Annotated in this window: 10 protein-coding genes; 6 read left to right on the top strand and 4 right to left on the bottom strand. The window is 62.0% G+C overall.

Annotated elements, in window-relative coordinates; translation table 11 throughout:
• Positions 1-5 precede the first annotated feature (5 nt).
• Entirely contained in the window at positions 6-6,593 is a 6,588-nt protein-coding gene (locus tag BX591_RS27280) for a non-ribosomal peptide synthetase (protein WP_111934436.1), read from the top strand.
• Positions 6,594-6,640: 47 nt separating this feature from the next.
• Positions 6,641-7,477 (top strand): HAD family hydrolase, encoded by an 837-nt coding sequence (locus tag BX591_RS27275; RefSeq protein ID WP_111934435.1) that lies wholly within the window; start codon positions 6,641-6,643, stop codon positions 7,475-7,477.
• Between the two features lie 42 nt (positions 7,478-7,519).
• On the opposite strand, the gene BX591_RS27270 is transcribed toward BX591_RS27275, so the two are convergent.
• From BX591_RS27270 to BX591_RS27260, 3 genes are all read right to left on the bottom strand, one after another.
• Positions 7,520-7,843 carry a VOC family protein gene (locus tag BX591_RS27270; RefSeq protein ID WP_111934434.1) on the bottom strand — a complete coding sequence of 108 codons (324 nt, stop codon included), beginning with the start codon at positions 7,841-7,843 and terminating at the stop codon, positions 7,520-7,522.
• 157 nt (positions 7,844-8,000) lie between these two features.
• Positions 8,001-9,401 carry a heavy metal sensor histidine kinase gene (locus BX591_RS27265; protein WP_111934433.1) on the bottom strand — a complete coding sequence of 467 codons (1,401 nt, stop codon included), beginning with the start codon at positions 9,399-9,401 and terminating at the stop codon, positions 8,001-8,003.
• On the bottom strand, positions 9,398-10,069 hold the full coding sequence (locus BX591_RS27260; RefSeq protein ID WP_111934516.1) for a heavy metal response regulator transcription factor: 672 nt from the start codon (positions 10,067-10,069) through the stop codon (positions 9,398-9,400). The genes BX591_RS27265 and BX591_RS27260 overlap by 4 nt, the downstream gene beginning before the upstream one ends.
• Positions 10,070-10,258: 189 nt before the next feature.
• On the opposite strand from BX591_RS27260, the gene BX591_RS27255 reads away from it, so the two are divergent.
• The 3 genes from BX591_RS27255 (at position 10,259) to BX591_RS27245 (ending at position 12,404) form a co-directional block, all read left to right on the top strand.
• Entirely contained in the window at positions 10,259-10,891 is a 633-nt protein-coding gene (locus tag BX591_RS27255) for a hypothetical protein (protein WP_111934432.1), read from the top strand.
• Positions 10,892-11,001: 110 nt separating this feature from the next.
• Complete coding sequence (locus BX591_RS27250) at positions 11,002-11,634, top strand: cytochrome b/b6 domain-containing protein (protein ID WP_111934431.1); 633 nt, start codon at positions 11,002-11,004, stop codon at positions 11,632-11,634.
• Positions 11,631-12,404 (top strand): molybdopterin-dependent oxidoreductase, encoded by a 774-nt coding sequence (locus BX591_RS27245; protein ID WP_111934430.1) that lies wholly within the window; start codon positions 11,631-11,633, stop codon positions 12,402-12,404. The genes BX591_RS27250 and BX591_RS27245 overlap by 4 nt, the downstream gene beginning before the upstream one ends.
• 34 nt (positions 12,405-12,438) lie before the next feature.
• On the opposite strand, the gene BX591_RS27240 is transcribed toward BX591_RS27245, so the two are convergent.
• Positions 12,439-13,356 carry an AraC family transcriptional regulator gene (locus tag BX591_RS27240; protein ID WP_111934515.1) on the bottom strand — a complete coding sequence of 306 codons (918 nt, stop codon included), beginning with the start codon at positions 13,354-13,356 and terminating at the stop codon, positions 12,439-12,441.
• A gap of 393 nt (positions 13,357-13,749) precedes the next feature.
• Here BX591_RS27240 and BX591_RS27235 point away from each other — a divergent pair, with 393 nt between their 5' ends.
• A complete protein-coding gene (locus tag BX591_RS27235) occupies positions 13,750-14,802 on the top strand; it encodes an NAD(P)-dependent alcohol dehydrogenase (protein ID WP_111934429.1) in 1,053 nt (350 codons plus the stop codon).
• The last annotated feature ends 403 nt before the right edge of the window (positions 14,803-15,205 follow it).

The raw sequence follows: 15,205 nt of genomic DNA, 5'->3' as shown, positions 1-15,205 counted from the left end.
TTGCCGTGAACAAAATCCGATGCTCGCCCTATTCAACGATTTTCTGGAACGAATTCAGGCTCGATCCGAAGTCATCCGCCTACAACGTCGTTGCCGATCACACCATTCGCGGCAAGCTTGACGTGAATCGTCTCGCGCAGGCGGTCGACCGCTTCATCGCGGATCACATTCTGTTTGATAGCCACCTCACGGAAGACGACGACGGGTCGATCTTTTGGGTGAAAAACCGCGAGCCCGGCAAGCTTCAATACCTTCGCGGCGTCGGCGGCCAGGCCGATTTCGTGAATCGCGCATTCGATGTCGAACGCGGGCCGCTCTACCGGATCGGTGTGTTCGAAGTCCAGCCGCGCGAACATGAATTCCTCATTGTGATGCATCACCTGATTATCGACGGGGTGTCCGGCATCCAGTTGATCGACGGAATCTCCGCGCGCTACAACGGCTCCGACTACCCGACACCACGCGACGCTATAGCGATCGCCGCCATCAATGAAAAAATCACGCGCGACTGCGAAGCGCTGGACGATGCCGGCGCGGAGAAATTCTGGCGCGGTTTTCGCCCCGCGTTCACCCAGATCGACACCTGTTTAACGCAGCCTCGCAACGACTGCGTCGCCCCGCCCGTTCAAGTAGCGAATTTCTCGCTGGATAAGCAGGAACTCAAGAACTGGCGCCCGAATAAGCCCTTACGCCACACCATGCCGTTCCATCTGTTCCTCAGCGCATGGGGCGCGTTGCTCGCGCGCTACCGCAATTGCGACGCCGTGCCGGTCAGCTTCCCTGTCGCGATTGCGGCCGGCCATGACCTGTCGATGGGTGCGCAGGTGAACGTGGCCGTGTTGCCCATGACCTCGATATCGACCAGTACCTTCCGGCAGCTCTATCAGCGCAACATGCAATTTTTCCGCGACGCACGCTCGGCCAACGGCGCCCGTTTCATCGAATGGCCCACTCATCGGATTGCCCGCGCATGCGGTGCGACGAAGTTCGACACGTGCTTCGTGCAAACGAACCTGCGCGATAGCCTTTATCGTTTCGACGACTGCGACACGCAAGCCAATCAGCGCTACTGTGAGGACATGGGCGCCGCGTCGCTGCTGCTGGAATACTGCGAATACGAGTCGCGCTTCGACTTTCGCCTGCGCGCGCGTGGCGAACCGGCATCTCCCGGACAGACACAGCAGTACGCGAGGGATTTTTGCTTTCTTCTGCGGCAACTGCTCCTGCAGCCCGACGTGCCGATCGGTAATTTGCCGTTCACCGGCAAAGCGCATTCGCGTCCGCCCGTACCCGACGCGCGGGAAATGCCGGCAGAGCAATGCAAACACGACGACCCGCCGTTCGATCTCGGCCTCATGGCGTCGACCCGCTTCGATCCACGACAGGCCGGCAATCTGCACCATCCCGACTGCCGGTCATTGACACTCGATTCCTTCACGACAGCAGCGCTGCGCGATCAGGCAGGAACGCACGGCGTGACGCTGCGTTCACTGGTGCAATACGGCTGGCACAAGTTACTGCACGTCTGGAGCGACGCCAATCAGACTTTAGCCGGCACGATGACGTGCGCGGACGTGGCCGACCGGGAATCCGTCGCCGCTGAAAACGAACCGCCCATCCTGCCGTTGCTGGTGATCTGGCGCCCCGCTGCCACGACCGGCGAGATGCTGCAACAGATCCAGCAACGCCTCACGCAACTGGACACTCGGCCGCTCCCCCACGCCACGAAGTTGCAAGCGCAACAGCATCGGCAGGGCGAACCTCTATTTCATAGCCTCGTTGTGTTCGAGAAGCGTGGCGACACCGGCGAGACACTTGCGCCGTCGCGTGATCTCGCGCGCGGAACAGGCGAACGGCTCGACTATCCGCTCGCGATCGTCGCCATGCCGCGCGAAGAAGCACTGATACTGCGATTCGAGTACGACGCCAGTTGCTTTACGTGCGGCGACATCGATCGGCTGATGGAACAATTGAAAAATGTTCTCGAATCGCTCTGCGCGGCAACGAACGCGGCCGGCCAGGAACCGGAACTTCTCTCCCGCGCCGAACGCGATCAATTGCTTCGCCAGTGGAATCCGCCGCCTGCCCCCACCCCCAACTACGGTCTCGCCGAGCGTTTCGAGTCGATGGTGAAACTTCACCCAGCTCGTATCGCACTAGCCGATGAAACGCGGCACTATGACTATCGGACACTCAACCGGCGAGCCAATCAACTCGCCCATCACCTGCGAGAGCAGTATCGGCAGCGGACCGGCTCGCCCATCGAGCCCGACACGCGGATAGCGGTCTGCATGACGCGCGGCCTGGACGCGTTGATCGCACTGCTGGCCGTCATCAAGTCGGGAGCCGCCTATGTGCCGATGGATGCGAAGGCGCCCGCGGAACGGCAACGTCATATTCTGGAAGATTCGGGCAGCCGCCTGGTCGTCACCCAGCCCGATCTGCTCCCCGGCCTGCAGTCCTGCGCGTGCGGCGTGAACTGCATCGCATTCGACGAGCAGTGCGCGATCGCCGCCACTGAAGACGACCCCGGCATCTATCGCGCCCCACATGATCTGGCGCAGGTGATCTACACGTCCGGCACCACCGGCAAGCCCAAAGGGGTATTGATCGAGCAAGCCAGCATCATCGGCCTGCTGGTCGACTCCGACACGCTGCGTATCGACGAGCACGACGCCTTGCCGCAACTCGCGAACCTTGCGTTCGACGCCGCGACCATGGAACTCTGGGGTGCCCTGCTCAACGGCGCGAAACTGGCCGTTTCCACGCAGCCCGACCAGTTGTGCAGCGATGCACGGCTGTTCGAGGCGTTCGTGCGGCACCAGCAGGTGACTATCGGCTTTATCACCCGAAGCCTGTTCGATCACATGTACCTGTCGTGTCCCACGCAATTTGCCGGCTTACGCTGCCTGCTGGTGGGCGGAGAAGCGCTGACGCCGGACATCATGCGTGGGTTGGCCCGCCAGACGCGACGCCCGGCGCGCATCCTCAACGTGTATGGGCCGACGGAGTGCACCGTGTTCGCGACGACCCACGCGATCGAAAACGTCGATGCGCCGGGTTCCATTCCAATTGGCCGCGCGCTCACGCAACGCACGTGCTACGTCCTCGACAGGCAGCGCAAGCTGCTACCTCGGGGCGCGATCGGCGAGCTCTATATTGGCGGTCAAGGCGTGGCACGCGGTTATCTGAATCTGCCGGCGCTGACAGCGGAGCGTTTTGTCAGCGATCCCTTTGCGCGCGACAGCAACCAACGCATGTACCGGACCGGCGACCTGGTTCGGTGGCAGGCGGAGGGTCGACTGGAATACATCGGCCGCAACGACTTCCAGGTCAAGATCCGTGGCTATCGGGTCGAGCTGGCTGAGATTGAAGCAAGCCTGCTCACGCACACCGGCGTCCGGCAATGCACGGTGGCCGTGCTCGAAAAGGCAGGACAAAGCGGCCGCCGCCACGAACTGCTCGCGTGGTATGTCCCGGCGACACCCTTGCATCCCGACGATCTGGACGCATGGCTGCGTCTGAAATTGCCGGAATACATGATTCCGGCTCATTTCATTCCATTGGATACGCTACCGCTCACCGCGAACGGCAAGCTCGACAGAGAAGCGCTACTCGCGCTTGAACCACGAGCGGCGCACAGCCCGCGCGTCGCGCCGCGCTCCCCGCTCGAACAGATTCTGCATGACGTGTGGTGCGACGTGCTTGACATCACGGACCTCGGCGTCGACGACGATTTCTACCGAGTGGGTGGCGACTCGATTCTCGGCATTCTGCTGACCACCCGGTTGCGTCAACATCAGATTGCCTGCCCGGTGCGCGCCATCTTCGAACAACGCACGATCGCGAGGCTGGCCGCCTGGCTGCAAAACCAGCCGCCCGAGGAAGACCGGATCAGCGAACAAGGCGCCCTCAGCGGCCAGTTTGCGCTGCTGCCCGTGCAACGCTGGTTCGCGTCCCGACGCTGCGCGCAGCCGCACCACTGGAATCAGGCGTGCCTTATCGGCATCCCGCCGCTGCAGCGTTCGATGATCGAGAAGATCGTGGTTGCCCTCCATGCCCACCACGACATGTTGCGAACCACCTTTACGTTCGAGGGCGACCTGATCGTCGCGCAGACCTATCAGCCCACGCTTGCGCCGCCGCCCGTGATCGAACTGGATGCGGCCATGGATCGGCAAGCACTGGCGGACCGTCTGACCCGCCTGCAAAGCCGCTTCGATCTGACTCATGGACCGCTCTGGTGCGTCGCGTGGATTCGCCACGACAACCTGGCCGGCGCGCAACGTCTGTTCATCGCCGCCCATCACCTCGTGATCGATGCAGTCTCCTGGCGCATTATTCGCGACGATATCCGGACGCTGTGCGAAGGTGGCTCGCTGGACCGAAAAGGCAGCAGCTACCGGCAATGGGTCGATGCCACGGCGCACTATGCCGCACGGCATCCCGACCAGCTCGCCTGGTGGCGAACGCAAACGGCCGGTCAACCCGATTACTGGCAGCAAGACGGCATTACCGCTCGCCATGAAGTCGTGTCGATCGAATTCGATCCCCAGCAAACCGGCCGCCTGCTGAAGGAAACGGCTGCGGCCTTTCACACGAGGATCGACGACCTCCTGCTGAGCGCACTGGCCATCGCACTCCATCGCTGGCACGGTTTCAAGGAGAGTTGGCTCACACTCGAAGGCCACGGGCGCGAGGAGATCGACTCGCGGCTGGACGTGCGTCGCACGGTAGGCTGGTTCACGTGCCTGTATCCCGTGAAGCTGGCGGTCAAGGACACGCTTGCGGCCACCATACGTCACATCAAGGAATGCTTGCGGGACATTCCGGACAAGGGCTTCGGCTACGGCGCTTTCAGGTACGGCCCCGCTGCCGCCACCCAGACAGGCGCGCTCGACACGCAGAGTTTGCCCGCCATCAGCTTCAACTATCTGGGGCAATTCTTTTCCAGCGAATCAACCGGGGAATGGCAACTCGCCGCGCAGGATTGCGGCCTTCAGATCGACCCTGCCAACGACGCCGGCCATCTCATCGACATCGCGGGCGGCGTATTCGAGCATCGCCTGCGGCTGACCCTGACAACCCGGCTGCAGCATGAGATTGCGAAGAAGCTGGCCGCTGACTTCACCTCGGCGCTCCACGAAATCATTGATGTGTGCGCCGACCTGACCTCCCGGCAACGGAGTCTTTACACACCCAGCGACTTCCCCCACGCAACGATCGCACTGGCCGAACTGGATCGGATCCAGCATCGCCATGCGCTCGAGAATGTTTATCGCGCGACTGGCGGACAACGTGAGCTGATGTACTTCAATCGCGTCGATCCGGATTTTCAGATCGATCAGGTCATCATGGAGATCGAAGGCAGGTTCGACCCTCAGTGCATGGCGAACGCCTGGACTCACGTGGCGGCACAGCACGATATTCTGCGAGCGGGCTTGACGGACCGCGACAACCTGGGCAATCCGCAGCTCTTCGTCTGTAAGGAGGTGACGCTTCCCATTCAATTCGCGGACTGGCGCACGCTCGATCACGACGCCGAGCATCGCGCGCTGAACGACGCCATCCTGCAACAACGCAACGAGCCGTTCGACTTCGAGCAGCCGCCTTTATTCCGCCTGCTCGTGGCGACGGCGTGCAACGAACGGCACATTCTGATTCACACCTGCAATCACGTGTTATTCGACGGGTGGTCACTCAACCTCATCCTGACAGAGACCGTGGCCGCCTACACCGCCCTTCAGCAGGGCCGGCCGCCGGTGGCCTGCAAGCGGAGCTTCATGCCCTTCCCCGTCTACGTGTCTCGCCATGGTGAGCGTAACGAGTCTGGCGAGGCGCAAGAATTCTGGACGTCATACCTGCAGGGTGCACAGCGTAATCAACGCTTGCCCATCGACACGCCCCGGAAAATCGACACCCGTCAGGCGTTACGCATGCGCTGCGTTGCCGCGACGCTCACGCGCCAACTGAACGACGCGCTATATGAATTCGGCAAGGCGCACGGCTATACCGCGAATCAGCTCACGCAACTGGCGTGGATGCGCGCGCTGGCCGACCGTCTTAACGAGGACGACGTTGCCATCGGCACCACCATGAGCGAACGGCCGGCGCAGATCGACGACGTCGCGCGGCTGGTTGGCCTGTTTGTCGCCAGTCCGGTCTTGCGGCTGACCGGGATTCGCCAACGTAGCATGGTCGATCTGCTCGACGACATTCGCGCCACACAGCCCGATCGCCAGCAATTCGCCTTCCACGAGCTGACCCATTACGATGCGCGGTGGACCCCGCAAGCGCCGTTCGGCAGCCTGTTCGTATTTGAAAATATGCCGGAGCCCGAATTCGGCAGCGAACCGCCGTTCCGCCTGAAACTGCTGAATGCTATTTCAGGCAGCAATCATCAGACCGTGCTGTGTTTGATTCCGCATGCGGAAGGTCTCCAGTTACGCCTCTTTTACGACACGCGAGAACTTCAGGAAGAAACGGCGACGCAGCTTCTGGCGCGCTTCGTCGTGATCCTGCAGGAGATGGTGAACACGCCGCCCGATTCATCGGCAGCGCGTGCCACGCACCCCGCGCCAAAGGCGCCTTAGGTTGCCGTCAGACGACCAGATCGACTCTTCTCAACGGGACAATCTCAATGGAAACGCGCTCTTGCGCCGGCAGGACATCGCGCCTGCCATGGCGCGCGGTGGTGATCGATCTCGACGGCACGCTACTGGACAATCAAGGCCGGCTGTCCAACTATTCCGCCCAGGTGCTCGAACATCTCCATCGGCGTGAAATGAAGATCATTTTCGCCACCGGACGACTCGACGTCGATGCCAGACGCAGCCTGACAAAACTCGGCTTCACGCCGACGGTCGTCTCCTGCAACGGCACGCTGATCAAAACGGGACCCTCGTCGCCGCCCGCGCTGGAGCGCACGCTGGCGCCGGCATCGAGCGTGAAGATTCTGCACTTCATTCAAAGTGTGCAACTGCATGTCACGTTATTCTCGCGTGCCGGCTGGCATGCGTTGACACCCAACCCTTTCTTTGCCGACTATATCGCCGGCTCCGGCCTGACATGCCGCTATCACACCGAATCGGAGTTACGGAGCATCAAGGCGTTCAAGATTCTTCTACAGGGTGACGTGATCGCGGCCGATAACGCTTACACCGCGCTGCGCCACCGCTTCGGCAAGGTGGTCGCGTTGAGCCGATCCTCCGCGCAGACGATCGACATCGTGTCGCCCAATCACAACAAGATGACCGCGGTCAGGTGGTTCCTCGCAAGACAACAGATCGCCCTGTCGCAAACCATTGCTTTCGGTGACGCGATGAACGACCTGGAACTTCTGAGTTCGGTGGGCCATGGCGTGGTCATGGCCAACGCGATGCCGGAGCTGAAACGTCATCTGCCGAGGCATCCGCAGGCGCCGCCGAATCATCAGCACGGGGTTGCCCGCTATCTCGACCAGTTACTGGCCCTGTGAAAACGCTTCCCGTCAGCGCAATGCCAGGCCGTCTAGCCCCGTTTAGCCCCGATCCGCCCGGACGGCGTGACCGTAAGTACTCTCGATACGCCGATCCTGTTCCTGCGCCGAAAAATGCTCCCATTCGAGGCCGTTTACGTCGACGCTCTTCGTGAAGCCCTCGGCCGCGTCGTCCTCGAAGCCGATGTGGCGCAATTGGCCCGCTTTTTCCGGCGTCAGGTTGATCGAGAAGTTGAGCAGATCGGTACGCCACATGGCGTACTGACCGGAGACCACGGCAGTGGGTGCTTGCCCGAGACGCAGGCTGTAATCGGCAATCGAAGCGTCGAGGTCGGCGACCGCAAGGGCTATGTGAAACCGCTTCATGATGTTCTCTCCGGATCGTGGGGGGGAGTGACGAGTGGTGAATGGAAATAGGCCACACCATCGTAACGACACCGGAAAGCGGTAGCCAGTTGCGCAATCATCCCGGTATCGCCGTTACCCGCCACGCGCCGGGTTAGGCGCGCTCGTTCGCACGCGATCAGGCGCGCGGAAAGCGCAGTTCGAAACGCACCACGCCCGGCGCGGGACAGGCCGCCTGCGCGGCGCCGCCATGCAGATGCATGATCGCCTTAACGATGGCGAGCCCCAGCCCGCTCGATTCGGTGAACTCGCTACGCGCCGCATCCGCCCGGTAGAAACGGTCGAACAGCCGGTGCAACTGATCGTCGGGAATCGGTGCGCCTTCGTTCTCCACCGCCACCGTCGCGCCGGTTGCGTCGTTCTTGCCGCTTAGCCGCACGACCGTGTTGGGCGCCCCATATCGCACCGCATTCACGACCAGATTGTTGATCGCGCGCCGGCACAGCATCGGATCGGCGCAGACCGATCCGGTCGCTTCGATCGTGAAACGCATGCCGCGCTCGTCGGCGAGACCTTCGAAATAGTCGGCGATTCTGACGAGCTCCTCACGCAGGTCCACCGTTTTCCGGTCGACCGACAGAGCCGCATGGTCCGCGTGCGCCAGGAACAGAATGTTCTCGGCAATGTGGCTGAGGCGGTTCAGCTCTTCCAGATTCGATTCGAGCACCTGCTGATATTCGTCCGGCTCGCGGGGTTTCGCGAGCATGACCTGAGTCTGGCCGATCAGCGCGCCCACCGGCGTGCGGATTTCATGCGCCAGATCGGCGGAAAACTGCGACAGCCGCTGATACCCGTCCGCGAGACGATCGAGCATGGCGTTGAACGCGTGCGTGAGCTGGCGCAATTCAACCGGCGCGGCCTGGCTGTCGAGCCGCACCGTAAGGCTCGCCGGACTGATCTGCGCGGCGCGCGTGGCGATCTCGCGCACCGGCCGCAACGCGCGGCGCAACACGTAATAAGCGAGCAGCGTGGCGGCGAGCATGCCGCACAACGTGGCCAGCAGGATGCGGTTGCGATACGCGGCGAGCATGCGCACTTCCTGGGTCATCGGATGCGCGGCGATCACCTCGACTTCGGCGCCGTCCTCGCGCGCCTTGGCCGTGGCAATCGCCCAATGCACCGGCACGCCGTCCGCCAGCACGGTGCGGCGAATCTCGGCAAAGGTCGGCAGTCGGCCCGACGGGGCGGCCTGCAACGGCGGCACCGCGATGCCAGCCGGATTGACGTCGATGAACGGCGTCTCGTTGGGCCGGCGAAACAGCAGCACGTCCGCTTCTCCGCCCAGCATGGTTTCGAACAGCAGCGGGCGCGCCTTCAACTCGCTGACGGAATACATGTCCTGGACGATCCGGCTGAAGTGCTCGACGCGGCCGGTCAGCACGACGTCGGCGCGGCGCTCCAGCGAGACCTCGGCGGAGTGATAGAAATACGCGCCGAGCGTGCCGATCACGAGGCAGGCAATCGACGCGAACAGCACCGTGGTGCGCGCCGTCAGCGAACGCTCGGTCCACCAGCTCATGAGCCGTCGCCGAACGTATAGCCGATACTGCGCACCGTGTGGATGAGCTTCTTCTCGAACGGATGATCGACCTTGGCGCGCAGCCGTTTGACGGCCACGTCGACCACATTCGTGTCGCTGTCGAAATTCATATCCCACACCTCGGAGGCGATCTGCGTGCGCGACAGCGCTTCGCCCTGACGCCGCACCAGCAGATGCAACAGCATGAATTCCTTATTGGTCAGTGCAATCTCCACGCCTTCGCGCGTCACCTTGCGACGCAGCACGTCGAGTTTGAGGTCGGCGATCTCGAACACGTCGCGCTCGCGGATCACACCGCGCCGCAACAGCGTGCGAATCCGCAGCACGAGTTCGGTGAACGAAAACGGCTTGACGAGGTAATCGTCCGCGCCGAGTTCGAGACCGCGAATGCGGTCGCTGACGTGGTCGCGCGCGGTCAGGAAGATCACCGGCAGATCGCGCCGCGCCCGCAGCGCGCGCATGATTTCCCAACCGTCGATGCCGGGCAGCATCACGTCCAGCACCACCAGTTCATACGTCTGTTCGAGCGCCATGTGCAGACCGTCGGTGCCGGTGCGGGCGAGATCGACCGCATAGCCGCTCTCGCGCAAACCCTTCTTCAGGTAATCGCCGGTTTTCGGATCGTCTTCGATGACGAGAATGCTCATGGTGGCTGACGCGCGCGGAAAACGCCGGACATAAAGATAGGTAACGACCATTCTACGTGGCGCGGACCGCACCGTTCATGACGTTTTTGTCATCCGCCGGTCACCCGGCTGAGCCGATTGCGCGTTTAATCTGCCCCCCATCGTTGTTGCCGTCGTTATTCCCATCGTTCACTTACCTGGAGTCGTTCCATGAAGCTCGTTTCCGCGAAGGCACTGCGCGTGCTCGCCGCCCCGGCATTCGTCGCCGCCGCGCTGCTCGCCGCCGGCCCCGCCGCGCAAGCCCAGAGCGCCGCGCCCACCGGCGTACGCGGCACCGTCACGTCGCTGTCGGGCGACCTGCTCAAGGTCCACACGCGCGACGGCAAGGACGTCGACGTGAAGCTCGCGAAAGACACGCCGATTCGCGGCGTCACCCTCGCCAACGTGAACGACATCAAGCCAGACAGCTATGTCGGCACCGCCGCGATTCCGCAGGCCGACGGCACGCTGAAAGCGCTCGAAGTCCACGTGTTTCCGGCCAGCATGCGCGGCAGCGGCGAAGGCCATCGTCCGTGGGATCTGGGCGGCAACAGCTCGATGACCAACGGCACCGTCGGCTCGCTCGTGGTCAGCAACGGCCGCACGATCACCGTGAAATACAAAGACGGCGAAAAGAAAATCGTGATTCCGCCGGATGTGCCGATCGTCAACCTGGTGCCGGGCGACCGTTCGCTGCTGGTGCCGGGCGCGAAGGTCGTGCTGTTCGCGCACAAGGAAGCCGACGGTTCAATGGCGGCCAACTTCATCTCCGCAGGTGAGAACGGCATCACGCCGCCGATGTAATACGGCGCGTTGTATCGCTTCATCGGTTTGAGCGGCCGCGTAATGTCACGACGCGGCTTGCCGCTTGCCGTTCATCCTGTTCACGCCGCCACTGCCGTCAACGTCGCGCCATGCCCGAAACACGCCAACGTCAGCTCGTTCACCCGCTCGTCGTCCGCATCACCCATTGGATCAACGCGTTTGCGATGGTCTGCATGGTGATGAGCGGTTGGGCCATCTACAACGCGTCGCCGTTTTTCCCCTTCAGGTTTCCCGCGTGGGCGACCGTCGGCGGCTGGCTCGGCGGTTCGATGGCGTGGCATTTCGCGGCGATGTGGCTGCTGTGCGCCAACGGGCTGCTGTATCTGGCGTATGGCATCGGACGCAGGCATTTCCGCCGTGCGCTGTTGCCGGTTCATCCGCGCGACGTGGTGCATGACGCCGCCCTGGCGCTGCGCTTCAAACTCCCGCACGAGACCGGCCGCTACAACGCGGTGCAACGTGCGCTCTATCTGCTGGTGCTGTCGCTCGGCGTGCTGCTGGTGGCGTCGGGACTGTCGATCTGGAAGCCGGTGCAATTCTCCTGGCTGACCGCGCTATTCGGCGGTTTCGATTTCGCGCGGCGCGTGCATTTCGTCGCCATGGCGGGCGTGGTGGGATTTGTCTGCGTGCATCTGGCGCTCGTGCTGCTGGTACCGCGCACGCTGCTGCCCATGCTGACCGGCCATGCCAAACCCACCGTTCACGAAGGAACCCAGGCATGAGCGCATCCCGTCCCGACAAGGCACGCCGAGCGCCCGTCGTTCTCCGCGATCATCAGCCGCAAATCGAGCGACTGCAGCGGCGTCTGTTTCTGCGCTCGTCGCTGTCGATCGGCGCACTGGCCATGCTGTCGGGCTGCAACATGCAGGACGGCGATTCGGTCGACAAGGTGCTGTGGGCCATGTCGCGCTGGAACGATCGCGTGCAAGGCTGGCTGTTCGACCGCAACAGGCTGGCGCCGACCTATTCGGCGCGCGAGATCACCGACCCGTTTCCGTTTAACGCCTTCTACCCCGAGTTCGATGCGCCGGATGTGGACGGCTCGACCTATCAACTTGAAGTGTCGGGGCTGGTGACGGACAAACGTAGCTGGAATCTCGATCAGTTGCGCGCGTTGCCGCAGGTTTCGCAGATCACGCGCCACATCTGCATTGAAGGATGGAGCGCGATCGGCCAATGGCGCGGCGTGCCGTTCCGCACGTTTCTGGAGCGCATCGGCGCCGATCTGAGCGCGCGCTATGTGGGCTTCAAATGTGCGGACCGTTACTATTCGAGCCTCGATATGGCGACGGCCCTGCATCCGCAAACGCAACTCACGCTCGATTTCCGCGATGCCCCGTTGCCCGCGAAATACGGCTATCCGCTGAAACTGCGAGTGCCGACCAAACTTGGCTTCAAGAACCCGAAACACATTGCGGCGATCTTCGTGACCAACACGAACCCTGGCGGCTATTGGGAAGACCAGGGGTATAACTGGTTCAGCGGCTTATAGCCGTAGTCATCGCAACCGTCCGTGGCGAATGCGCCTAGACGGCCGTCACGTAACGCGCCACCGGCTTCACCACACGCGGCGCGGGGGCATCGTAGACGGCGCGCATGCGTTTGACTTCGTCGACCGGACTCAGGCCGAACAGCCGCTTGAACTCGCGGCTGAATTGCGACGCGCTTTCATAACCGACGCGCGCCGCGGCCGCGCCCGCACTCAAACCGTCCTGCACCATCAGCAAGCGCGCGTGATGCAAACGCGTGGTCTTCACGTATTGCATCGGCGAAGTTGCGGTCACCGCCTTGAATTGCGCGTGGAATACCGCGAGGCTCATGCCGGCTTCGGCGGCCAGCGTGTCCACGTCGAGCTCGCCGTAGTAGTCGGCATGAATTCGTCGCAGTGCCTTGGCGATGCGGCCGAAATGATTCTGATGCGTGAGCGCCGCGCGGATCGCGTCACCCTGCTCGCCGGTCAGCACCCGATAGCAGATTTCGCGGACCACGCCGGGCGCGAGAATGCGCGCGTCGAGCGGCGAAGCCAGCGCTTCCATCAGCCGCTGCACCGCATTCGACAAAGCCGGGTCGAGCGACGTCGAATAAACCCCGAGCGGTTCGTTCCGCGCCGCGCCTTGCGTTTCGTTCAGCGCCATCAGCAACTCGGCCACCATGGTCAAATCGACGCGCACCGAGATCGCCAGGAACGGTGTCTGCGGACTCGCCTCGGTTTCGCATTCGAACGGCAGCGGCACCGACAGCACCAGATACTGCTGCGCGTCGTACTGGAACACCTGGTCGCCGAGATAGCCGCGTTTGCGGCCCTGACAAACAATCACGATGCTCGGCTCATACATGACCGGCATGCGCGGCATCGGATGATTGGCACGCATCAGATTGACGCCTTCCAGACTGGAGCAGGTGAAGCCCGGCTTCGGCGCCAACAGATCGAATAGCTCGACCATACGCGGGTCCGCGAGCGTGCTTGCAACGGGATCGACGATGTGATCCACAGCGGGATCGGCAGCAGGACTTGACATGACGGAATAGTGACGCTCAAGAGAATAATGCTTGAAATTTAGCACTAAACGACCTACTGCGCGCTTCGCCAGGAGTTTTAGGCAAATCTTCAAGACATTCAGGTATTCCCCGGGTCAGAGTCGGCTCCTAAGATGGGAACCCTGCCGGATCGAGTTTTCCGCACCACGCCGGGCCCGGTTGCCGATTCACTGCTTCGGCGAATTCGTCGACCACCGCTGGCGCTGCGATCCCGGCTCAAGACAAGGCTGTCCGCGGCGACGTCACGCGTCGCCTTGGGGCATCGCCTTGTGACATCACCCTCTTTGCTGGAGCTACCCATGAGCACGACTTACGCCTATGCAGCGACCGACGCTACCGCGCCGCTCGCTCCGTTCGAAATCCAGCGCCGCGAACTGCGCGCCCATGACGTGCAGATGGAAGTCCTGTTTTGCGGCGTGTGCCATTCCGACCTGCATCAGGCACGCAATGAATGGAAGAACACCGTTTTCCCGGTCGTGCCGGGCCATGAGATTGTCGGCCGCGTCAGCGCGGTGGGTCCGGACGTGACGAAGTACAAGGTCGGCGATCTGGTCGGCGTGGGCTGTCTGGTGGATTCGTGCCGCACGTGTGCGAGTTGCGAGGAAGACCTCGAGCAGTATTGCGAAAACGGCTGGGTAGGCACGTATAACGGTGTCGACCGTGTGGATGGTCAGATCACTTACGGCGGTTATTCGACGCAACTGGTGGTCGACGAGGAATTCACGCTGCGGGTGCCGGACAATCTCGACCCGGCCGGTGTGGCGCCGTTGCTGTGCGCGGGCATTACCACCTATTCGCCGCTGCGCACGTGGGGCGCGGGTCCCGGCAAGAAGGTCGGGATTGTCGGCCTGGGGGGTCTGGGCCATATGGGCGTGAAGCTGGCGCGCGCGATGGGTGCGCATGTAGTGTTGTTCACGACGTCGCCGTCGAAGATCGAAGACGCGAAGCGGTTGGGCGCGCATGAGGTGGTGATTTCGAAGAATGCGCAGGAGATGGAAGCGCATGCCAACAGCTTCGATTTGATTCTGAATACGGTGGCCGCGCAGCACGATCTGAATCCGTTTTTGAATCTGTTGAAGCGGGATGGGACGATGACGCTGGTGGGTGCGCCTGAGCACGATCATCCGTCGCCGCAGGTGTTCAATCTGATTTTCAAGCGTCGCCGGTTGGCTGGATCGTTGATTGGTGGGATTGCCGAGACGCAGGAAATGTTGGATTTCTGCGGTGAGCATGGGATTACTTCGGATATTGAAGTGATTCCTATGCAGGGGATTAATGAGGCTTATGAGCGGATGCTGAAGAGTGATGTGAAGTATCGGTTTGTGGTTGATCTGGATTCCTTGCGGAAGTAATTTTTTTAGGTTTTTTTGCTCGTGGCCGCAGGGGGAGTTTTGCCTGCGGTGCGGGTGTTTGGTTTGTTTTTTTCTGGTGCTTTAGTTCGCTGCGCTTGCTTGCCTGGGTGCTTGCGGTGTTGGCCTTTCCTTGTTTTGTTAGTGGTCTATTGGCGTTGCCCCTGTGCGGGGCGGCACTAACTTCTCTTTGCCGCGGCAAAGAGAAGTCAGCAAGAGAAAGCCGCTCACACCGCTAATTCTTAAGCGGGTCCCCCGCGCAGTCACGGTAGTGGCTCATCTGGAATCCGTGTCCTCGCGCATTCGACGCCAGGGACCTATCCGTGATTTTGTGGGCGAGGCATATCATGAAGGATGAATATCATGGATATGCCGATCATGAAAAAGAAACGTACTGTGGCCTCTC

This window comes from Paraburkholderia bryophila (assembly GCF_003269035.1).
GTDB classification, from domain to species: domain Bacteria; phylum Pseudomonadota; class Gammaproteobacteria; order Burkholderiales; family Burkholderiaceae; genus Paraburkholderia; species Paraburkholderia bryophila.
Note: the sequence above shows the minus strand (reverse complement) of the source record. Positions and strands in the feature narration are given on the sequence as shown.